Below are 22,277 nucleotides of genomic sequence, written 5' to 3' on the forward strand. Positions count from 1 at the left end.
GTAATCGATGAGGCGGGGGAAATCCGTTCGATCCGTCTCGGTGTACGGGCAGCCCCTGTCGTTTTGCACGGACGCAACCCCGAGCAAGGTGTTGAAGGCGATATAGCGAAATGCCGCGAAGTACTGCTTGAACAGATACCCGTATACGAGCAGACAGAGGCCGGCACTAAATAACGTGGGGGTTCAGTACACAAAAACAGTACCCCAGCGGTACAGTGCCTAGCCTCTACCCGTTCCGCCAAACTACGCTCGACACCAGTAACCACAGTACTTTCAGCTAACTGTACCTACGCCAAGCCACTCACGATTTCACTAAGCTTGCAGCGTTTCCAGGCAATCCATAATCCCTTGCTCCACGGTTCGAGTCCGTGTCGGCCCAGCACTCAACGAGAAAGCCGCGCAATTGCGCGGCTTTTGCGTTTTCAGCGCATGACCTTAGCCGGGGTTAACGCTTGGCGATGATCCACACCGCGTGGATGATGCCGGGAATGTAACCCAGCAACGTCAGCAGAATGTTCAGCCAGAAGGCGCCGCCCAGTCCCACTTGCAGAAACACCCCCAGCGGGGGCAACAGGATGGCGATAAGAATGCGGATCAAATCCATGAGTTCACTTCCTTTGCAGTTGGCCCGAGCGGGCTGTACCTCTTAACCGACAGCATGCGCACTGGCGAGGTTCCTTGCCGCCACCTTGGGACGCCGCCCATAATCGGCCGCACTCTTTCTTCGGAACCCTGCTGCCATGGCGATTTCCCGCGCCGATCTCGATCAACACGGCCTGATTATCGGCGTCTCGCCCGAGCGCTTTCGCGCGGTGGCCATGCCGTTGTTGTTCGATCACCTGAACGCACAGTGCGAAGGCACCATTGCGGTGAATCGCCAGGCGCGGATTGTCTGGATCAACGACAAGTACGCGGCGAAAGTCGGGATCAGCGAGCCGAGTAGCGTGCTCGGCAAGGAAATCGAAGAGGTGCTGCCGGCCAGCAAGCTGCGCGAGGTGGTGGAGAGCGGTCAGCCGAGCATGCTCGACCTGATGGCCTTCGGCAGCGAGCACTTCGTGGTCACCCGCATTCCCCTGCGCGATGAGGACGGCACACTGGTCGGCGCCCTGGGCTTCGTGTTGTTCGACCGTGCCCACCACCTGAAGCCCTTGATGGGCAAATACAACGCGCTGCAGAGCCAGCTACTGGCCACCCAGCACGAGCTGGCCAAGGCGCGCCGCGCGCGTTACACCATCGCCGGTTTCATCGGCAGCAGCGCGGCCGCCAGCGAGATCAAGCGCCAGGCCCGCCGCGCCGCACAACTGGATGCCACGGTGCTGTTGCGCGGCGAAACCGGCACCGGCAAGGAGCTGTTAGCCCAGGGTATCCATAACCTGTCGCCACGCGCCAACAACCCTTTCGTCGCGGTCAACGTGGCGGCGATCCCGGAAACCCTGGTCGAAGCCGAGCTGTTCGGCACCGCCCCCGGCGCCTTTACCGGCGCTGATCGCAAGGCGCGCATCGGCAAGTTCGAGGTGGCCAACGGTGGCACCCTGTTTCTCGATGAGATCGGCGACCTGCCGCTGCCTCTGCAAGCCAAGCTGCTGCGCGTACTGCAGGAGCAGGAAGTCGAGCCGCTCGGCTCCAACCAGGTCAAGCCGCTCAACGTGCGGGTAATCGCCGCCACCCATATCGACCTGGAGGCCAAGGTTGCCGCCGGCCTGTTCCGCGATGACCTGTATTACCGCCTCAACGTCCTGGCCCTGCCCGTGCCGCCGCTGCGGGCACGCCAGGAAGATATTCCGGCGCTGGTCGAGTACCTGCTCGACGATATCGCCAACCGCTCAGGCCTGGCGCCGATGGAGCTGTGCGCGGATGCGGTAGCCCTGCTCGCCCGGCAAACCTGGACCGGCAACGTGCGCGAGCTGCGCAACCTGCTGGAACGGGCGCAGCTCAGTGCCGACAACGGCTTGCTCGACAGCGCGCAAATATCCGCGCTACTCGACAAACCGAAGTTAGCCCCAGCGCAGGAATCGCCCGGCGCGGCGGCCCTGCCCAACCCAACACAGGAGGTCGAGCCTCTGGCGCAGAGCCTGGCCCGTGCCGAACGAGCGGCCATTCTCCAGGCCCTCAGCGCCACCGGCGGCAACCGCTTGCAGGCTGCCGCGCGCCTGGGCATTTCCCGCGCAGCGCTGTACAACAAGCTGAATCAGCACGCGCTGGGCTAGTGTCCAGATGAATGGACACGCGCCCTCAATAACCTCCATAAATATGGACACTGTCTAACCGAGTAGACAGCCAAAGCCGCCCAGCCCAGCGTCACTGACCCCACACAAACCCCACCAACCACCTCTCGAAAGCCCGGAATAGAGCGCCTTGCCGCAGATACGAGCAGACTTGCCCGCTACCTGGCACGGCATTCGCTCTAGGGCTGTGCATGAATTGCGTGAACCTGCCAAGACGTCTCACGCAACCACTACCGGCCCGCCACAGAGCGGCGCCTAAAACAACAACAAAAGGAATAACCTGCATGGGTACCCTTGGTATTCTGATTTCTCTGGCCCTGTTGATGTACCTCGCCTACCGCGGCATCAACGTGCTGATCCTTGCTCCCCTGCTGGCCCTGCTCGCCCTGCTGTTTTCCGGCGAAGTGGCCATGCTGTTGCCGACCTACACCCAGGTGTTCATGAAGGCCATGGGTGGCTACGTGATGCAATTCTTCCCGCTGTTTCTGCTCGGCGCGCTGTTCGGCAAGCTGATGGACGACTCCGGATCGGCCCGCGCCATCGCCCACGGCATAGTCGCCAAGGTCGGCAGCCAGCGGGCGATCCTGGCCATCGTCCTGGCATGTGGCATCCTCACCTACGGCGGCGTCTCGCTGTTCGTGGTGGCCTTCGCGGTCTACCCGATCGGCGCCGCGCTGTTTCGCGAGGCCGGCATCCCCAAGCGGCTGATTCCGGGCGCCATTGCCCTCGGCTCGTTCACCTTCACCATGACCGCGCTGCCGGGCACCCCGGCGATCCAGAACGCCATCCCCAACCCCTTCTTCGGCACCGATGCCTTCGCCGCACCGGGCCTGGGCCTGATCGCCGGGTTGATCATGTTCGGCCTCGGCACCTGGTGGCTGAGCAGCCAGGCGCGCAAGCTGAAAGCCGCCGGTGAAGGCTATGGCGAGCACCGCGACGACCCTATCGCGCAAGACGACAGAGGCATTCCGGGCTTCTGGCTGGCGCTGCTGCCGATTCTGCTGGTGATTGCCCTGAACTACCTGATGGCCAAGCAAGTGCTGCCGAACATCGACGCCAGCTTCCTGGCCAAGCCGGAGTTCGGCGGCCTGCAGGACGCCAAGTCGCTGATCGGCATCTGGTCGATCATCGTCGCCCTGGCCGCCGCCATCCTGCTGCTGGTCGGATTGCACTGGAGGCGCTGGGCCAACCTGCAGAAAAGCGTCAACGACGGCGCCTTCGGCTCCATGCTGCCGATCCTCAACACCGCGGCGGAAGTCGGTTACGGCACGGTGATCGCCTCGCTGGCCGGCTTCGTGATCATCCGCGACCTGGTCCTCGGCGTCTCCAGCAACCCGCTGATTTCCGAGGCGGTGGCGGTGAACATCCTCGCCGGCATCACCGGCTCCGCTTCCGGCGGCATGTCGATTGCGCTGAAGACCCTCGGCGAGCAGTACCTGAGCCTGGCCACCGCCGCCGGCATCAGCCCCGAGCTGCTGCACCGCGTCGCAGCCATGGCCTCCGGCTGCATGGACACCCTGCCGCACAACGGCGCGGTGATCTCGCTGCTGGCGATCTGCAAGCTGACCCACCGCGAGTCGTACAAATTCATCTTCGTGAATACAGTGGGCTTCCCCATGGTCGCGCTGGTTGTGGTGATTATGTTGGGCACCATGTTCGGCAGCTTCTAACAGACCGCTGAAAAGCTGCTGCGCTCGGCTATACGGCGTTGCGCTCAGGCTCGGATGCTCATGTACAGCCGTACATTGCGCGTCCTCGCCTGACCGCGCCTTGTCTAGCCATCGCTCGCGACGCTTTTAAGCGCCCTGTAATTCTTCCTGTAGTTCTTGTTGTTTAACCGCTTTCGAGTACCCGCCATGAGCAAGATCATGAGTGCCGCCGCCGCGGTGGCGCGCATCGCCGATAACGCCAACGTCGCCACCGGCGGTTTCGTCGGCATCGGCTTCGCCGAGGAAATCGCCATCGCCCTGGAGCAGCGCTTCCTGGCTGAACAGGCGCCGCGCGACCTGACCCTGGTGTATGCCGCCGGGCAAGGCGACGGCAAGGGTCGTGGGCTCAATCACCTGGCCCACGAAGGTCTGGTGCGGCGGGTGATAGGCGGCCACTGGGGACTGGTGCCGGGCCTGCAGAAGCTGGCGGTGGAAAACCGCATCGAGGCCTACAACCTGCCGCAGGGGGTGATTTCCCAGCTGTTCCGCGACATCGCCGCGGGCAAACCGGGGCAATTGTCCAAGGTCGGCCTGGGTACCTTCGTCGACCCCGAGTTCGGCGGCGGCAAGCTCAACGCCCGGACCACCGCCGAGCTGGTGCGGCGCATGCCGATCGATGGAGTGGACTACCTGTTCTACCCGACGCTACCTATCCATGTCGCCATCATCCGCGCCACCAGCGCCGACCCCGACGGCAACCTGAGCATGGAGCGCGAGGCGCTGACCATCGAAAGCCTGGCGATCGCCATGGCCGCGCACAACTCGGGCGGCCTGGTCATCGCCCAGGTCGAGCGCATCGTCGAGCGTGGCTCACTGAACCCGCGCGAGGTTAAAGTGCCGGGCATCCTGGTCGACTGCGTGGTGGTCGCCCAACCAGACAACCATCAGCAGACCTTCGCCACCGCCTATAACCCGGCCTTTGCCGCCGAGACCCGCGTATCCATGGACAGCCTGAGCCCCATGCCGCTGGATGTGCGCAAGTTGATCGCCCGTCGCGCCGCCCTGGAGCTGAGCGCAGGCGCCGTGGTCAACCTGGGCATCGGCATGCCCGAAGGCGTCGCTGCGGTGGCCGCCGAGGAAGGCATGATCGAGCGCCTGACCCTGACCGCCGAACCCGGGGTGATCGGCGGAGTGCCGGCCTCGGGCCTGGATTTCGGTGCGGCGAGCAACCACAGCGCGCTGATCGACCAGCCTTACCAGTTCGACTTCTACGACGGCGGCGGCCTGGATCTGGCCGTCCTCGGATTGGCTCAGGCGGATGCTGCGGGCAATCTCAACGTGTCCAAGTTCGGCGCGCGCCTGGCCGGCGCCGGCGGTTTTATCAACATCAGCCAGAACGCCAAGCGCGTGGTGTTCGTCGGCACCTTCAGCGCCGGCGCTCAGGACATCCGCATTGAGGGCGGTCAACTGCACATCATCCAGGACGGTGAGGTGCGCAAGTTCGTCGCCGAGGTCGAACACCGCACCTTCGCCGGCCACCAGGCCGCCGAACGCGGCCAGCCGGTGCTGTACGTCACCGAACGCTGCGTGTTCCAGCTGACCCTGGATGGCCTGGAACTGATCGAGATCGCTCCCGGCGTCGACCTGCAACGCGACATCCTCGCGCGCATGGATTTCCAACCGATAATCCGCCAGCCCAAGCTGATGGATGCCCGGCTGTTCGCAGAGGCCGCTATCGGCCTATGCCAGCGGCTGGGCCAATCGGACGACGCCTAAGGGCGAATGCAGCGGGCACTTTTGCGTGACTGGGCAGCCCTCGGGCTGCCTTTTTTTATCCGCGATCACGTGGTATTCCGAGCGGGGCTCGACCCCGCCCGAAGGGCCATGGCCCTTCGGGCGGCGACTCAGTTCTGCCGCAGCTTGGAGGCGACACCCTCGACGAAGTACTTCATGCGGCCCAGGTCGTCATCGCTGATGACCTCGCCAGCGGGCACGCGAGTCCTGCCGTCCTGATCGACTATCGGGCCGGCGAACGGATGGAAAGTACCGGCGCGCATCTCGGCTTCCAATTTTTCCACCTGCGCTTTGACATCAGCCGGTACCGACGGGTTGAGCGGCACGATCTCGATCATCTCGTCCTTGATCCCGCCCCAGGTGGAAGCCGGCTTCCAGGTGCCATCCAGCACGCTCTGGGTGGTATCGGTATAAAACTTGCCCCACTGGTGGGTGGTGCCGGAGAGCTGCGCCTTGGCGCCGTACTTGCCCATGTCCGAGTGGTAGGAGAAGGCATTCACGCCCTTCTCCTCGGCCGCTTGCACCACTGCGGTCGAGTCGGTGTGATGGGTGATCATGTCGGCGCCCTGGGAGATCAGGGTCAACGCGGCTTCGCGTTCCTTGCCCGGGTCGTACCAGCTGTTGACCCAGATCACCCGCACTTCGGCATCCGGGTTGACGCTACGCGCACCACGGGCGAAGGCGTTGATACCCATCACCACCTCGGGAATGGGGAAGGCGGCGACATAGCCGAGCACGTTGGACTTGCTCATCTTGCCGGCGACCACGCCATTCAGGTAGCGACCTTCATAGAAGCGCGCGTTGTAGTTGCCGAAGTTCTTGCCCATCTTGTAGCCGGTGGCATGCATCAGGGTCACGTTGGGGAACTGCTTGGCGACACGCTCGACGTAGTTCATGTAGCCGAAGCTGGTGGCGTAGATCAGGTTGTAGCCGCTACTGGCCAACTCGCGGATGACCCGTTCAGCGTCGGCGCCTTCCGGTACGTTCTCGATATATTTGGTTTCGACCTTATCGCCCAGGGCTTTTTCCATCTGCAAGCGCCCTAGATCATGCTGGTAAGTCCAGCCGGCGTCGCCGATCGGGCTGATATAGACGAAGCCAATCTTGAGCGGGTCGGCCGCCTGCGCGTAGCCGAGCAGACCGACGCCGAACGCTGCCGCCACCGCCATGCCACCCGCTGCCTTGATGAAATGTCTGCGATTACCCATCAGTTCCTCTCCTAGCCTAGTGCTGTGATTGTTTTTGTTGTCGGGGGAAATGAATGCAACTGACCCTTCCCCCTCAGAGCCCGCCAACGGATCAGGCATCCGGCCGGTAAGGCTGGCCGAGCGACATCGGCGAGTTCAGCCGGATGGTCTGTTGATTACGCGAAATCAGCACCAGCACAATGATCGTCGCCAGATAAGGCAGCGCCGAGAGCAACTGCGACGGCACCTCGATCTGCAGGCCCGAGCCCTGGATAAACAACTGACTGATCATCACCCCGCCGAACAGGTAGGCCCCGGCCATCACCCGCAGTGGCCGCCAGGTGGCGAACACCACCAGCGCCAGGGCGATCCAGCCGCGGCCCGAGACCATGCCCTCGACCCATAGCGGCGTGTAGAACACCGACAGAAAGGCGCCGCCGATACCGGACATGGCGCCGCCGAAGGTGGTGGCCAGATAGCGGATGCCAATCACCGAATAGCCGATGGAGTGGGCCGACGAGGGCGACTCGCCGACTGCGCGCAGGATCAACCCGGCGCGACTCTTGTAGAGGAACCAGATCACCCCGCCGAGCAGGGCCCAGGAGAAATACACCAGGGACTGCTGATTGAATAGCGCCGGGCCGATATAGGGGATATCGGCCAGCAGCGGGATGCGGATCGCCGGCACCGCCTGCAGGGTCAACGACTCGAAGGGTTTGCCGATAAAGGCCGAGAGGCCGACACCGAAGATCGTCAGCGCCAGCCCGGAGGCCACCTGGTTGGCCATCAGCGTCAGGGTCAGCAGGCCAAACAGCAGGCTCATCAGCGCACCGGCAGTCATCCCGGCCAACACCCCGAGATAAGGGTTGCCGGTGTAATGGGTGGCGGCGAAGCCGGCCACCGCGCCCATGGCCATGGTGCCTTCGGCGCCCAGGTTGAGCACCCCGGACTTTTCGGTGATCAGCTCACCCAGGGCCACGATGATCAGCGGGGTGCCGGCCACCAGGGTGGCGAACAGCATTGAGGTAAACAGGCTCTGCTCCATCTCACGCCCCCGCCTTGGCCAGCGTTCTGCGCATGCGCAGCCGGTAGTTGATAAATAGATCCGAGCCGAGCAGGAAGAACAGCAACATGCCCTGGAATACCTTGGAGATCGACGCGGGCAGGCTCATATACAGCTGCGCCTGCTCGCCGCCGAGAAACAGCAGCGCCATCAACAGGCTGGCAAAGAAGATCCCGATGGGATTCAGCCGCCCGACGAAGGCCACGATGATCGCGGCGAAACCGTAGCCGCTGGCGACCTTGTCGGTCAGTTGGCCCATGGGCCCCGCTACTTCGGCCATGCCGGCCAGGCCCGCGCAGACCCCACCCGCCAGCATGCCGAACCAGACCATACGCTTGGCCGAGAAGCCGGCATAACGCGCCGCATCAGCCGCCTCGCCGGCCACGCGCATCTTGAAGCCCAGATAACTCCGGTGCATGAACACATAGCCGACCACCAGCACCCCAAGCGCCATCACGAAGGCCAGGTTCAACCGCGTGCCCTCGACCAGCATCGGCAACAGCGCCGAATCGGAGAACATCTTGCTCTGCGGGAAGTTGAAACCGTCTGGGTCCATCCAGGGGCCGAACACCAGCCAGGACACCAGCAACTGGGCGACGTACACCAGCATCAGCGAGACCAGGATCTCGTTTGCGTTGAAGCGGGTGCGCAGGAACGCCGGGATCGCCGCCCAGGCCGCGCCGCCCAGCGCCCCGGCGACGATCATCGCCAGCAGCACCTGAGGACCGCTGACGTCCTCGAGCAACAACGCTGCCCCGGTCGCCGCGCAGGCTCCAAGGATGAACTGGCCCTCCGCGCCGATATTCCACACATTGGCCCGGAAACCGATGGCCAGGCCCACCGCGATGAGCATCAGCGGGACGGCCTTGAGCAGCAACTCGGAAACCCCGTACCAGCTGCGCATGGGGTTGAGGAAGAACACCTGAAAGCCTTCCAGTGGGTCTTTGCCCAAGGCGGAGAACAACAGCAGCCCACCGAGCATCGTCAGAACCACCGCAATCAGCGGCGACAGATAGCTCATGGTGCGCGAGGCTTCGGGCCGGGCTTCAAGCTTGAAGGACAACATGGCTCGCTTTCCCTTGTTATAGATCGCTGGTTGATTGATCGCTGGGCGCTGCCGGCGCGCTCTCGGCGCCTGGCCACATGCCGCTCATCCACACGCCGATATCCTCCACCGAGGTCTCGGCCAAGGGCCGCGTTGGCGACAATCGCCCGTCGGCGATCACCGCGATGCGGTCGCAAATCTCGAACAGCTCGTCCAGCTCCTCGGAGACCACCAGCACCGCGCAACCGGCGTTTCTCAAGTCAATGATCTGCTGGCGGATAAAGGCCGCTGCGCCCACGTCCACACCCCAGGTCGGCTGCGCGGCCACCAGCAGCTTGGGCGCCTGCATGATTTCGCGGCCCATGATGTACTTCTGCAGATTGCCGCCGGACAGCGATCTGGCCTGCGCGGCCGGCCCGCCGCACTTAACGTTGAAGCGTTCGATGCATTCGCTGGCGAAGGCCTTGGCCGCACGAAAATCGATCAGCCCGTGCTTGACCAGGCCCTTCGCGGCGGCGGCGGTGAGAATCGCGTTGTCGCTGAGCGCCATGCTCGGCACTGCACCACGGCCCAGGCGCTCCTCCGGCACGAAGCACAGGCCGATTTGCCGGCGCTGGTCGGGCGACAAGCGCCCCGCCTGGTTGCCGCAAATCTGCACCGGGCCTGCCTCGCTCAGCGGGATTTCCCCGGAGATGGCCGCCAACAGCTCGGCCTGGCCGTTACCCGAGACCCCGGCGATGCCGACTATCTCGCCGGAGCGCACCTCCAACTGGAGGTCCTTGAGAGCGGTGCCGAAGGGATCGGGCGAGGCCTGCGACAACCCCGCCAGCTTCAGCCGGACCTCGCCGTCGGCCTGCCCCGCAGTATGGACACAGGCCGGCAGATCCTTGCCGATCATCAGCCGCGCCATGCTCTTCGGCGTCTCGGCTGAGGGAATGCAGGCGCCCGTGACCTTGCCGCCACGCAGCACCGTGGCGCTGTGGCACAGCTCCTGGATTTCGTCGAGCTTGTGGCTGATATAGAGAATCGCGCAGCCTTCGCTGGCCAGTCGGCGCAGGGTCTCGAACAGGACCCGCACCGCCTGCGGGGTGAGTACCGAGGTCGGTTCGTCCATGATCAGCAGCCGTGGGTTCTGCAGCAGGCAACGGACGATCTCGACCCGCTGGCGCTCACCAACGGACAGCGCATGCACATGCCGACGCGGATCGACCGGCAAGCCGTAACGCGTGGAGACCGACTCGATACGACGGGCCAGATCAGCCAGATCAGGGTTGCCTGGCAGGGCCAGGGCGACGTTTTCCAGCACGGTCAGGGTTTCGAACAGCGAGAAGTGCTGGAACACCATACCGATGCCCAGGCTGCGGGCATGGGCGGGGTTCTCCACCGTGACTGGCTGGCCCTCCCAGAACATCTCGCCGGAGGTTTGCCGCGTCACCCCGTAGATGATTTTCATCAGGGTCGACTTGCCGGCGCCATTCTCCCCCAGCACGGCATGAATCTCGCCAGGCATGACGCGCAGGTCAATGCCATCGTTGGCGACTACCGCAGGATAAACCTTGCGGATGCCCTGCAAGATCAAGCGAGGCTGTGCATCCGACGCAGCTGCGGCGTGCTCAGGCTTCATTGGGTTTTCTCCTGTTCTCCGATGACTTTAGCAGCTCGAATGAGCCGGTATCGGCGCCTTATTATTGGAGAGGAGCAGCAGCCCTGGCGGCAACTGCACCCTTGTGCTTAGCCACCCGAAACAGCCAGCCCGGTACGGATGCGCACTCTTGTGTACTACGCAAAATAATATTGTGCAACTCAATGCGCACAAAAATATTGCTTTATGTAAACAACATTCTCGACAGGCAAGTTCGCTGTTTGCTAGGTGAGCCGCTCTAAACCGGCGGTTTCGTTTTCATGGTCACGGGCAGTTGGCCACTATCCATCACCTGCCAGGAAAGCGCTTTGCTCACGACTGCGTCTGACTAGGCAAGATATAAGCCGGGGAGCGCAAACTCCGAGTCGCCGCTGCTTACGACTGCCAGAAAAACCAACAACCCCGGACAGCCTGTATGGCTGTCCGGGGCTGGAAGCGGCACGGCGCCTGGCTTGGCGCGCCATACAAAGACAGCTCAGGGCTTCAGTCTATGGCGCGCGGCGTACAGGCAGATCATCTCCATCGCCAGGGTGGCGCCGGCCAGGGCGGTGACTTCTGCGCTGTCATAGGGCGGCGCCACCTCCACCACGTCCATACCGACCAGATTGATGCCGCGCAGGCCGCGCAGGATCTCCAGCGCCTGATGAGTGCTGAGGCCGCCGCACACCGGGGTGCCGGTGCCGGGGGCGAAGGCCGGATCTAGGCAGTCGATGTCGAAGGTCAGGTACACCGGGTTATCGCCGACCCGCGCGCGAATGCGCTCGGCGATCTGCTCCGGCGTCTGTCGGTGCACCTCGCGGGCATCCAGCACCTGAAAGCCCATCACGTCGTCGTTGGTGGTGCGCAAGCCGACCTGCACCGAGCGCGCCGGGTCGACCAGGCCCTCGCGGGCGGCGTGATAGAACATGGTGCCGTGATCGATGCGTGCGCCCTCTTCGTCCGGCCAGGTGTCGCTGTGCGCGTCGAAGTGGATCAGCGACAGTGCGCCATGCTGCTTGGCATGGGCTTTGAGCAACGGGTAGCTGATGAAGTGATCGCCGCCCAGGGTGAGCATGGCGCAGCCGGCCGCGAGTATCTTGTCGGCATGCGCCTCGATCAGCGCCGGGGTGTCCTGCGGTGTGCCGTGGTCGAAGTAGCAGTCGCCGTAGTCGATGCAGGCCAACAGGTCGAAGGGGTCGAATTCCCAGGGAAAGTGCCGGGCCCAGGCCGACTGCACCGAGGCGGCGCGAATCGCCCGCGGGCCGAAGCGGCTACCGGGTCGATTGGTGGTGGCGGTGTCGAACGGCACGCCGCTGACCACCAGATCGACGCCGCGCAAGTCACGGCTGTAGCGCCGACGCATAAAACTGGTGATGCCGGCGTAGGTCGGCTCGGCCGCCGTGCCATACAGGCTGTCGCGAGTCATCGCCTGATCGTTTTCGTAGGCTTGATCCATGTTTACGGTCCTCACAGCTTGGATAGAAATTCAGCGCCCGCTGCCGGGCGCGCTCAGTACTGGCTACGGAATGCGGTCCACAAGCGGGTGCGTTGACGCTGTTGCTTGAGGCTCTGGATTTGCTCCGGGAACAACTTGGCGCGCACCGCCGCCGGCGGGTAGATGTCCGGATCGCCGCTGACGGCCTCATCCAGCAAGGGCGCGGAGGCCGCGTTGGCGTTGGCGAAATACAACTCGTTGGTCAGCTCGGCGATGGCCTCGGGCTTGAGCATGTAGTCGATAAAGGCGCGGGCGGCCTGCGGATGCGGCGCATCGACCGGAATCGCCATGGTGTCGAACCAGATCAGCGTGCCCTCCACAGGAATGCGAAACAGCACTTCGAACGGCTGCTTGGCCTCGGCGGCGCGGGCGGCGGCCATGCCGGCGTCGCCGGTGTAGGTCAGCGCCAGGCAGATCTCGCCCTTGGCCAGGTCGTCGATATGCTTGCCGCTGCCGATGTAGCGCAGGTTCGGTTGCAACTGGGCGAGCAACTGCTGCGCGGCCTTGAGGTCAGCGGCGGCGATGCTGTAGGGATCCTTGCCCAGGTAGTTCAGCGCGATCGCAATCACCTCCTGCGGCGAGTCCAATACGGCGATGCCGCAGTCTTTCAGCTTGCTGGCGTACTCCGGCTTGAACAGCAGATCCAGGCTGTTCAGCGCCACACCCGGCAGACGCTGCTCGACCGCCTGCTGGTTTAGCCCTAAGCCGACAGTGCCCCAGGTGTAGGGCACGCCGTAGCGGTTGCCGGGGTCGACGCTGGCCAGCTTGGCCAGCAGCTCAGGGTCGAGGTTAGCGGCATTGCTCAAGTCGCCGACCGGTTGCACGGCCTTGGCCTGAATTGCCCGAGCCAGGCCGCTGGAGGCCGGAAACACGACGTCGTAGCCACTGCCGCCGGTGAGCAGCTTGCTGTCGAGCACCTCGGTGCTGTCGAAGGTGTCGTATTTGACCCGGATACCGGTTTCGCTCTGGAAACGCTTGAGCGCCTGCGGCGCCACATAGTCGGCCCAGTTGTAGATGTTCAGCACCTGCTCCTCGGCCCGTAACGGCAGGGCGCAGGCGAGCAGTAACAGGCTAGTGACAAGACGCATGGCGGAGTCCTCTCTTCTGGCGAATCGGTGTGTCTGGGTACGAGCTCGCTTACGGGCGATCTTCAACAGAGAGAAATCGCCAGCAAGCTGGCTCCTACGAAAACGCTGGAATCATCCTGCGCGAGCTATTGCTTTGAATAAATATGAAGTGATCTACTTTGGCATCGATCAGCATCAATGTTTGGAGCCACCATGCTCAACCAAGTGCGCGACCTCGACCTGCAACTGCTGCGGCTATTCGTGACCGTGGTGGAGAGCGGCGGCTTCAGTGCCGCCCAGGGTGAACTGGGGATCGGCCAGTCGACCATCAGTACGCAGATGGCCAAGCTGGAAACGCGCCTGGGTTTTCGCCTGTGCGATCGTGGCAAGGCCGGGTTCCGTCTGACCCCCAAGGGCGAGCAGGTGCTGCTGGCCACGCACAAGCTGTTCGCCGCCCTCGAGACCTTCAAGGGCGAGGCCCAGGGCATGGCCGACAAACTGCTGGGCACCCTCAGCATCGGCCTCTCCGAAGCTCTGGATGAGCAGGTGCTGGCGCGAGTGGGCGCGGCCATCGGGCGCTTTCGCCAGCGCAACCAGGCGGTGCAGATAGAACTGCTCAGCGCCATGCCCGCCGAACTGGAGCGGCGCCTGCTACAGGATCAATTGCACCTGGCCATCGGCTACTTCTCCGGCACCCAGGCCGCACTCGACTACCTGCCGCTATTCGAGGAGACACAAGCCCTGTACTGCGGCGCCGGCCATCGCTTATTCCAGCAGTCCGACGTGAGCCTGGAGCAGTTGCAGGGCGAGGACAGCGCGCATCACCCCTACCGCTTCATTCAACGCGACGAACCCTGGCAAAACACCGCCAGCACTGCGCACAGCGAACAGGTCGAAGGCACCCTGGCGTTTGTCCTGTCCGGCGCCCATATCGGCTACCTGCCCCAGCACATCGCCACACCCTGGGAAGCACGCGGCCTGCTGCGCGCGCTGTTGCCGGAACGGCTCGGCTTCAGCGTGCAGTTTTACCTGAGCAGCCATCGCGGCCGCCAAGCGAGCGAAGCGCAGCAGGCGTTTGTCGAGGACCTGCTCGGCGCCTTTGCCTGAGCAACTGTTTGATCGCTGTGTCGCGCCGACGATGGCGCACAACAACAGCCTCGACAGGTCTGCATTCAGCCCTACGACAGTGACCAATTCAGCCGCTGAATCGACACATTCAGCACTTTTCAAAACTAAACCGACCGGTCTAAATACAGCACCATGAATACCAAGAACCCCACCACCCGCGACAGACTGGTCGCCGCCATGGCCGACACCTTGCAACGCAAGGGGCTGCATGGCGCCGGCCTGAATGAACTACTGATCCAGGCGCAGGCGCCCAAGGGCAGCCTCTACCATCACTTTCCCGGCGGCAAAACGGAACTGGCCGTGGCGGCCATCGAACACATCGGCCGACGCATCGACGGTTTCTTCGTGCAGCTGTTTCGCGAGCACGCGGATCCCCTGCAGGCCATGCAGCGTTGGCTGGACAACACCCTGCAGCAACTGGAAAGCAGCCGTTTCGAGCGCGGCTGCCCGCTGGCCACCGTGGCTCTGGAAAGCGGCCCGGAGGATGTCGAGATCCGCGCCGCCCTGGCCCGCTGCTTCGCCCGCCTGCGCCAGGCCCTGGCTGCCCAGCTGCAGGGGGTTGGCTTCACAGACGACAGTGCCGATGGTTTCGCCAACCTGTTCGTCTCGCTTTACGAAGGCGGTTTGCTGCAGGCCCGCGTGGCCGGCAATTGCGAGCCGCTGCGAACCGCCAGCGCAGCGCTTTTCCAGCTGATTCGCCATTACCCACGGGAACCCCGGCATGACCAGTGAAACTCCGACCATTCACCGCGAAGAGCTACAACTCAAGGCCCATGATGGCTATCCGTTGTGCGCCACCCTGTACCACGCCCCGGCGCCCCGCGCGCGCCTGTTGATCGGTGGTGCCACCGGTGTACCGCAAGGTTTTTACCGGCGCTTTGCCGAATACGCCGCGCAGCGCGGCTACACCACCCTGAGCCTCGACTACCGAGGCATCGGCCTGTCCAAACCGGCACAGTTGCGCGGCTTTGCCATGCAGTACCTGAACTGGGCGACTCACGACCTGGCCGCCGCCCTCGACCATCTGCATGGCGACGATCTGCCCACTTATATGGTTGGCCACTCTTTTGGCGGCCATGCCTTCGGTCTGCTGCCGGGGCACGAGCGGGTCTCCGGCTTCTACACCTTCGGCACCGGCGCCGGCTGGCACGGCTGGATGCCGCCGCTGGAACGGGTCCGCGTGCAGCTGATGTGGAACCTGATCGGTCCGCTGATCGTGTGGCACAAGGGCTACCTGGCCTGGAGCAAGCTGGGCATGGGCGAAGACCTGCCGCTGGGCGTGTACCAGCAGTGGAAGCGCTGGTGTCGTTACCCGCGCTACTTCTTCGACGATCCCGAACAAAGCCATCTGGCCGCATGCTTCGACAGCGTACGCACGCCGATCGTCGCCGCCAACACCCAGGACGACCTGTGGGCCCCGCCCGCCTCGCGCGATGCCTTCATGGCTGCTTACAGCGCCGCGCCCTATCAGGCTCGCACCATCGACTCCCAGGCCGAGGGCCTTGGCGCCGTCGGTCATATGGGCTACTTCCGCAGCAGCGCTGCGCCACTGTGGGACGAAGCGCTCAACTGGTTCGCACAACTTCAAACCAACCGTCGCGCCGCCTGAGCGCCAGGGAGACCCTCGATGAACCCACAACAGATGACCGGGCTGGAGCTCATGCAAGCCCTCGCCGCCGGCGACCTTGCCATGCCCAACATGGCCAAAACCATGCCCATGACCATGGAATCAGCAGAGGCCAACCGTGTGGTCTTCGCGGTTACCGCTGACGAGCGCCACTCCAATCCCATGGGCGGCGTGCACGGCGGCTTCGCCGCCACCGTGCTCGACTCGGTGACCGCCTGCGCCACCCATACCGTTCTGCCGGCCGGGGTGGGCTATGGCACCATCGAACTGAACGTGAAGATGTGCAAGGCCATCCCCTTCAACCGCACGCTGCGCGCCGAAGGCAAGGTGATCAATGTCAGCTCGCGGCTGGTCATATCCGAAGGCAGCATCCGCGACGAAGAGGGCACCCTCTATGCTTACGGCACCGCAACCTGCATGATTCTGCGCTGAGCGCCAGGCCAGGCGCCCAAAGCGCACCCTGGCGGATTCACGGGAAGCGACAACCCGTTGGCACTGTGTGCGGGACAGGCCCTCTGCTTACAGCAGCATCAGCCCGGTCTAAAGCACGTAGCCGAGCGCTGCACTATAGTTTCCAGCTCAGCCCTTTCATGGCACATACCTGGGAGTCAGCATGAGCAAGGTCTACCGCGTCGCGGTGCTGGTCGGCAGCCTGCGCAAAGCCTCCATCAATCGCAAACTCGCCCTGGCGTTAGCCGAGCTGGCCCCGCCTTCGCTGAAACTGGAAATTGTCGAGATCGGTGCGCTGCCGCTGTACAACGAAGATATCGACATCGACCCGCCACCGGCGTCCTACCTCGACTTCCGCGCCAAGGTCAAAGCCGCCGAGGCGTTGCTGTTCGTCACCCCGGAGTACAACCGCTCGGTACCGGCGCCGATGAAAAATGCCATCGATGTCGGCTCGCGTCCCTATGGCCAGAGTGTCTTCAGCGGCAAGCCCGGCGCGGTGCTGACGGCCTCGCCAGGCGCGGTAGGTGGCTTCGGTGCCAACCACCACCTGCGTCAATCCATGGTGTTTCTCGATGTCGCGATGATGCAGCAACCGGAAGCCTACCTGGGTGGCGCCGGCAGCTTCTTCGAGGAAGCCGGCATGCTCGGCGATGGCATCAAACCCTTCCTGCAGAAATTCATCAGCGCCTATGCGGACTGGGTGGCGCAGCACACCCCCGATTGACCGGTCAGGCACCTGGCTGGATTGCGTGGCGATCTCGCACATGGCAGCCAAGCTGATAGCCTATTTGCCTGACGGTTCTGGAGGGTTGGCACATGACCCCGACACAGGACGAAGACAGCTTCTGGAAGGAGACCAGCGAAGACAAACGGCAAGTCGACGACCTGTGCGCTGCCTTGCAACGGCGTGCGCAGTGCAACCAGCCGATGTCCGGCTTTCAACTGAAGAACGCCGAACTGACAGGCATTGATCTGGTCAACCACGGCAGCCACCACGGCTATGTGCTGCACAACGCCGATCTGTATCGCGCCAATCTGCAGAGCGCCCACCTGTTTGCCCTCGATCTGCGCGGCAGCTCGCTGATGAAGGCCGACCTGCGTCATGCCAACCTGCATTGCGCCGACCTGCGCGACTGCAACCTGCTCGGCATTCGCCTGGAGGGTGCACGCCTGGACAACATCATCTGGGATCAGCAACTGCTGCAAGAGCGCCAAGGCCGCGCACTGCTGCATGACGGTAACAGCGCAGCCGCCATTCAACTCTTTCAGGAGGCCGAGGAGACCTATCGCAACCTGCGCCTGCACCTGGAAAAAGCCGGGCTGTTCGAACAAGCCGGGCTGTTCTTCCACCGTGAGATGGTCATGCGCCGCCTGCAGATTCCGCGCTATTCGGCCAAACGTCTGTTGTCCTGGCTAGTCGACCTGTTCAGCGGGTACGGCGAGAAGCCGCTGAACGTGGTGCTGTTCTCTCTGGGCCTGATCGGTTTCTGCGGCCTGTTGTATTTTCTGGTCGGCGTACAGCAAGGTGACCGGCCCATGGGTATTGCCTTCGAGCACAGCCTAATGAGCAACCTGATGGACCTGCTCGGCTGCCTCTACTTCAGCGTGGTGACCTTCACCACCCTGGGCTATGGCGATATCAGCCCACACGGCTTGGCCCGCCCGATTGCCGCCTTCGAGGCGTTTGTCGGCAGCTTCACCATGGCCTTGTTCGTGGTGGTATTCGTCAAGAAGATGACCCGCTAAGACGCCGCTAAGACGCGCCTAGGAGTTAGGTTTGGGCGAGCGCCCAAAAAAGAAAACCCCGCTGTCGCGGGGCTTTTGCAGACTGAGTCCTGACATCCTTGATCTGCGCCACCATCCTGGCGGCAATCCAGCGTATCCCTGTTGGCTAATCTGCGCTTCCTGCGCGACGTCCATGGGCAACAGATTACTCAGCCCTCTTAAGGACTAACAGTGGTGATCAACGGCAGGCCCTGTAAGCCATAGCCTACATGGCAGCCCCCTGTGTATATCGGCCGCGTGCGCTGTCAATAGGCGGGCTAATCCACCATGCATCGACCAAGCCACTGATCGAATTTGACACCCATACTAAAAACCCCGCATCGGCGGGGTTTCCAGTTCAGCACTCAGTCACTCAGAACTGTGCGGCGTCCAGCAGGTACAGGCTTTCGCTGCCCGCCTTGACCGACGCACTCAGCGAATGAATGCGCGGCAGGATGCGCGCGAAGTAGAAGCGCGCGGTGCCCAGCTTGCTGGCGTAGAAGTCGTCCTGTGCCTCTTTGCCCAGTGCAGCCTTACCGATCGCGGCCCGAGCCATCAATGCCCACATGTACGCGTAAGCGGTGTAACCGAATACGTGCAGGTACTCGACCGAGGCCGCGCCGATTTCATTCGGATTGGACTTGGCGCGCTCCAACAGATCGGCGGTCATCTGCTCGAGGTTGGCGATGGCGGCTTTCAGCGGATCGGTGAACTCGCTCAAGCTGCTGTCGGCCGAATCGGTGAAGGCCTTGATCTCTTCGGCGAAGTGCTTGTAGAACGCGCCGCCGCTGCCAACCACCTTGCGCCCGACCAGGTCGAGTGCCTGGATACCGTTGGTGCCTTCGTAGATCTGGGTGATGCGGCAATCACGCACCAGCTGCTCCTGGCCCCATTCGCGAACGAAACCATGACCGCCGAACACTTGCTGACCGTGGATAGTGGTTTCCAGGCCGAGGTCGGTGAGAAACGCCTTGGCCACCGGCGTCAACAGCGCTACCAGTTCCTCGGCGCGCTTGCGGGTGGCCGGCTCTTCACTGAACTTGGCGGTGTCCAACTGCATGGCGACGTAGCTGGAGAAGGCACGTCCGCCTTCGTTCAACGCCTTCATGGTCAGCAGCATACGGCGTACGTCGGGGTGCACGATGATCGGGTCGGCGACTTTGTCCTTGGCCACAGGACCGGTCGGTGCCCTGCTCTGGATACGCTCGCGGGCGTATTCGATGGCGCTCTGGTAAGAGCGCTCGCCGGTCGCCAGACCTTGAATGCCGACGCCCAGACGCTCGTAGTTCATCATGGTGAACATCGCTGCCAAGCCACGGTTCGGCGCGTCGATGATGTAGCCGGTGGCGCCGTCGAAGTTCATCACGCAGGTGCTGGAGGCCTTGATGCCCATCTTGTGCTCGATCGAGCCGCAGGACAGGGCGTTGTGTTCGCCCAGCGAGCCGTCGGCGTTGACCATGAACTTGGGCACCAGGAACAGCGAGATGCCTTTCGGTCCCGCCGGGGCGTCCGGCAGTTTGGCCAGGACCAGATGAATGATGTTCTCGGTCAGGTCGTGTTCGCCGCCGGTGATGAATATCTTAGTGCCGCTGACCTTGTAGCTGCCGTCAGCCTGCGGCTCGGCCTTGGTGCGAATGATGCCCAGGTCGGTGCCGGCGTGCGGCTCGGTCAGGCACATGGAGCCGGCCCAAGTGCCGGCGTACATGTTGGGCAGGTACTTTTCCTTGAGCTCTTCGCTGGCGTGAGCGTTCAGCGACAGGCAGGCGCCGGCCGTGAGCATCGGATACAGGCCGAAGGACAGGTTGGCCGAGTTGACCATTTCCTCGACCTGCGCCGAGATCACCTTGGGCATGCCCATGCCACCGAACGATGGGTCGCCACCAACGCCGACCCAGCCGCCTGCGGCATAGGTCTGATAGGCCTGGGGGAAACCGGCCGGGGTCTTCACCGCGCCATTGTCCCAGGAGCAACCTTCTTCGTCACCGCTGCGGTTCAGCGGCGCAACCACGCCCGCGGTCACCTTGCCGGCCTCTTCGAGAATGGCGTTGGCGGTCTCTTCGTCCACCACCTCGGCCAAAGCCGGCAGTTCGGCCCATAGCTTGGACACTTCAAACACTTCATTGAGTACGAAGCGCATATCACGCAGGGGAGCTTTGTAGTCAGCCATGGGGAATCCTCGAACGAACCAACGGGCTTGCAGTAGGGTTCGGAGTTTAACTCAACAACTTTTAAGACATATAGGGTCGTGTTATGACCCAATAGTCTAATCAGGTCGACCCGCCGGCCTCATGTAGAAGCCCGCCAAACGGCGGGCTTCCTGGAACCGCGACCATTCGTCAGAGCGCGAAGTGTTCGGCCGGCAAGCCCATCATGCAGGCGCTGCCGGCCTCGGCCGCAGCCAGGTGCGCGGCGGTACGCGGCAGCAGGCGCTTGAAATAGAACTCGCAGGTGGCCAGCTTGGCTTGGTAGAACGCCGCCTCACCGGCCCCCGCCGCCAGCTTGTCCTGCGCGACCAGTGCCATGCGCAACCAGAAGTAACCCAGAATGACGTAGCCGGAAAACATCAGGTAGTCCACCGAAGCGGCGCCGACCTCATCTGGATTGTTCATCGCCGCCAGGCCGATCTTCTGCGTCAGCTCGCCCCATTGCTGGTTCAGCGCCGCCAGCTGGCCTACATAACCTTTGAGTTGCGAATGCTCGGCCTGCGCCTGGCAGAACTTGTGGACGATTTTACTGAAGCCTTTCAGCAGCTTGCCCTGACTCCCCAGCACCTTGCGACCAAGCAGATCGAGCGCCTGGATGCCGTTGGTGCCCTCATAGATCGGCGCAATGCGGCAGTCGCGCACCAGCTGCTCCATGCCCCACTCGCGGATGAAACCGTGACCACCGAATACCTGCATGCCATGGTTGGTCACCTCCAAGCCCGTCTCGGTCATGAAGGCTTTGCAGATCGGAGTGAGGAAGGCCAGCAGGTTTTCCGCCTCCTCGCGTTGTCCGGCGTCAGCACTCAGGTGGGCAATATCCAGCAGCTGTGCGGTGAAATAGGCCAGAGCTCGGTTGCCCTCGTTGAAAGCCTTCATGGTCAGCAGCATGCGGCGCACATCCGGGTGCACGATGATCGGGTCGGCCGGTTTGTCCGGCGCCTTGGGTCCGCTCAGGGCGCGCATCTGCAGACGCTCATTAGCGTATTTGATCGCCCCCTGAAAGCTGGTTTCGCCCAGGCACAGCCCCTGCATACCAGTGCCCAGGCGGGCATGATTCATCATGGTGAACATGCAGTTGAGGCCCTTGTTGGCCTCGCCGATCAGAAAACCCTTGGCGTTATCGAAGTTGATCACGCAGGTGGCCGAGGCCTTGATGCCCATCTTGTGCTCAATCGAGCCGCAGGACACGGCGTTACGCTCACCCGCCTCACCCTGCGCATCGGGCAGGAACTTCGGCACGATGAACAGGGAAATCCCCTTGGTCCCGGCCGGCGCATCGGGCAGCTTGGCCAGGACCAGGTGAACGATGTTCTCGCTCATGTCGTGCTCACCGGCCGAGATGAAGATCTTGCTGCCGGTGACGGCGTAGCTGCCATCCGCCTGGGGTACGGCGCGGGTCTTGATGATGCCCAGGTCAGTACCGCAATGCGCTTCGGTCAGGCACATGGTGCCGGTCCAGCGCCCTGCGGTCATGCGCGTCAGATAGGCCTGCTTCTGTTCTTGCGTGCCGTGAGCATGGATGGCGGACATGGCACCATGGGTCAGGCCTGGGTACATGCCCCATGAGGTGTTGCTGGCGCCGACCATTTCGCTGATCAGCAAGCCGAGCGAGTGCGGCAGCCCCTGACCACCGTAACTCGGGTCGGCGGCCAGGCCCATCCAGCCTCCTTCGGCGTACTGGGCGAAGGCTTCCTTGAAACCCCTGGGCGTGGTCACCACGCCGTTTTCGAACTGACACTCTTCCTCGTCACCGGAACGATTCAGCGGCGCCAGCACCTGCTCACAGAATTTAGCGCCTTCCTCAAGGATCGCGCCGACCATGTCCGGCGTCGCGTCGCTGGCACCGAGGGCGGCGTAGCTGCCGTGGAAGTCGAAGACATCGTCGATCAAGAAGCGCATGTCGCGCAGGGGGGCCTTGTACTCGGGCATGGTCGTTCTCCATCAGCAGGCGCGCAGGG

Annotated in this window: 18 protein-coding genes; 9 read left to right on the top strand and 9 right to left on the bottom strand. The window is 63.2% G+C overall.

The features are described 5' to 3' along the window. Positions 1 to 445: 445 nt before the first annotated feature. Positions 446 to 604 (bottom strand): YqaE/Pmp3 family membrane protein, encoded by a 159-nt coding sequence (locus TMS3_RS24390; protein ID WP_006991541.1) that lies wholly within the window; start codon positions 602 to 604, stop codon positions 446 to 448. Positions 605 to 740: 136 nt separating this feature from the next. On the opposite strand from TMS3_RS24390, the gene TMS3_RS00310 reads away from it, so the two are divergent. The 3 genes from TMS3_RS00310 (at position 741) to TMS3_RS00320 (ending at position 5,650) form a co-directional block, all read left to right on the top strand. Continuing rightward, positions 741 to 2,207: a sigma-54 interaction domain-containing protein gene (locus TMS3_RS00310; protein ID WP_025163235.1), complete on the top strand. Its 1,467-nt coding sequence runs from the start codon at positions 741 to 743 to the stop codon at positions 2,205 to 2,207. Positions 2,208 to 2,509: 302 nt separating this feature from the next. Next, entirely contained in the window at positions 2,510 to 3,895 is a 1,386-nt protein-coding gene (locus tag TMS3_RS00315; RefSeq protein ID WP_025163236.1) for a GntP family permease, read from the top strand. A 186-nt stretch (positions 3,896 to 4,081) separates the two neighbouring features. Then, positions 4,082 to 5,650 (top strand): acyl CoA:acetate/3-ketoacid CoA transferase, encoded by a 1,569-nt coding sequence (locus tag TMS3_RS00320; protein ID WP_025163237.1) that lies wholly within the window; start codon positions 4,082 to 4,084, stop codon positions 5,648 to 5,650. A 128-nt stretch (positions 5,651 to 5,778) separates the two neighbouring features. On the opposite strand, the gene TMS3_RS00325 is transcribed toward TMS3_RS00320, so the two are convergent. The 6 genes from TMS3_RS00325 to TMS3_RS00350 all read right to left on the bottom strand — a co-directional run bounded on the left by TMS3_RS00325 (position 5,779) and on the right by TMS3_RS00350 (position 13,167). Continuing rightward, complete coding sequence (locus TMS3_RS00325; protein WP_025163238.1) at positions 5,779 to 6,876, bottom strand: BMP family ABC transporter substrate-binding protein; 1,098 nt, start codon at positions 6,874 to 6,876, stop codon at positions 5,779 to 5,781. Positions 6,877 to 6,967: 91 nt separating this feature from the next. Then, the gene (locus TMS3_RS00330; RefSeq protein ID WP_025163239.1) at positions 6,968 to 7,900 is read right to left on the bottom strand and encodes an ABC transporter permease; all 933 of its coding nucleotides are present in this window, start codon (positions 7,898 to 7,900) and stop codon (positions 6,968 to 6,970) included. 1 nt (position 7,901) lies between these two features. Beyond that, positions 7,902 to 8,981: an ABC transporter permease gene (locus TMS3_RS00335; protein WP_025163240.1), complete on the bottom strand. Its 1,080-nt coding sequence runs from the start codon at positions 8,979 to 8,981 to the stop codon at positions 7,902 to 7,904. Between the two features lie 19 nt (positions 8,982 to 9,000). Next, positions 9,001 to 10,587, bottom strand: coding sequence for an ABC transporter ATP-binding protein (locus TMS3_RS00340; protein ID WP_025163241.1), 1,587 nt, complete (start codon positions 10,585 to 10,587; stop codon positions 9,001 to 9,003). 493 nt (positions 10,588 to 11,080) lie between these two features. Next, complete coding sequence (gene speB / locus TMS3_RS00345) at positions 11,081 to 12,040, bottom strand: agmatinase (protein ID WP_025163242.1); 960 nt, start codon at positions 12,038 to 12,040, stop codon at positions 11,081 to 11,083. Positions 12,041 to 12,093: 53 nt separating this feature from the next. Further along, on the bottom strand, positions 12,094 to 13,167 hold the full coding sequence (locus TMS3_RS00350; RefSeq protein WP_025163243.1) for an extracellular solute-binding protein: 1,074 nt from the start codon (positions 13,165 to 13,167) through the stop codon (positions 12,094 to 12,096). Positions 13,168 to 13,359: 192 nt separating this feature from the next. Between TMS3_RS00350 and TMS3_RS00355 the strand changes: the two genes are divergently transcribed. The 6 genes from TMS3_RS00355 to TMS3_RS00380 all read left to right on the top strand — a co-directional run bounded on the left by TMS3_RS00355 (position 13,360) and on the right by TMS3_RS00380 (position 18,097). Further along, positions 13,360 to 14,253 carry a LysR family transcriptional regulator gene (locus TMS3_RS00355; protein ID WP_025163244.1) on the top strand — a complete coding sequence of 298 codons (894 nt, stop codon included), beginning with the start codon at positions 13,360 to 13,362 and terminating at the stop codon, positions 14,251 to 14,253. 153 nt (positions 14,254 to 14,406) lie between these two features. Then, positions 14,407 to 15,006, top strand: a complete 600-nt coding sequence (locus TMS3_RS00360; RefSeq protein ID WP_025163245.1) for a TetR/AcrR family transcriptional regulator — start codon at positions 14,407 to 14,409, stop codon at positions 15,004 to 15,006. Then, positions 14,996 to 15,883, top strand: coding sequence for an alpha/beta hydrolase family protein (locus TMS3_RS00365; RefSeq protein ID WP_025163246.1), 888 nt, complete (start codon positions 14,996 to 14,998; stop codon positions 15,881 to 15,883). Before TMS3_RS00360 ends, TMS3_RS00365 begins: the two co-directional genes overlap by 11 nt. A gap of 18 nt (positions 15,884 to 15,901) precedes the next feature. Beyond that, the gene (locus TMS3_RS00370) at positions 15,902 to 16,333 is read left to right on the top strand and encodes a PaaI family thioesterase (RefSeq protein WP_025163247.1); all 432 of its coding nucleotides are present in this window, start codon (positions 15,902 to 15,904) and stop codon (positions 16,331 to 16,333) included. Positions 16,334 to 16,514: 181 nt separating this feature from the next. After that, a complete protein-coding gene (locus TMS3_RS00375) occupies positions 16,515 to 17,075 on the top strand; it encodes an NADPH-dependent FMN reductase (RefSeq protein WP_025163248.1) in 561 nt (186 codons plus the stop codon). Between the two features lie 92 nt (positions 17,076 to 17,167). Further along, a complete protein-coding gene (locus TMS3_RS00380; protein ID WP_025163249.1) occupies positions 17,168 to 18,097 on the top strand; it encodes an ion channel in 930 nt (309 codons plus the stop codon). A 391-nt stretch (positions 18,098 to 18,488) separates the two neighbouring features. Here TMS3_RS00380 and TMS3_RS00385 read toward each other — a convergent pair whose 3' ends face one another. Further along, on the bottom strand, positions 18,489 to 20,282 hold the full coding sequence (locus tag TMS3_RS00385) for an acyl-CoA dehydrogenase C-terminal domain-containing protein (RefSeq protein ID WP_025163250.1): 1,794 nt from the start codon (positions 20,280 to 20,282) through the stop codon (positions 18,489 to 18,491). A gap of 169 nt (positions 20,283 to 20,451) precedes the next feature. Then, positions 20,452 to 22,248 carry an acyl-CoA dehydrogenase C-terminal domain-containing protein gene (locus tag TMS3_RS00390; RefSeq protein ID WP_025163251.1) on the bottom strand — a complete coding sequence of 599 codons (1,797 nt, stop codon included), beginning with the start codon at positions 22,246 to 22,248 and terminating at the stop codon, positions 20,452 to 20,454. Positions 22,249 to 22,277: the final 29 nt, after the last annotated feature.

The organism is Pseudomonas taeanensis MS-3, assembly GCF_000498575.2.
Lineage (GTDB): Bacteria > Pseudomonadota > Gammaproteobacteria > Pseudomonadales > Pseudomonadaceae > Aquipseudomonas > Aquipseudomonas taeanensis.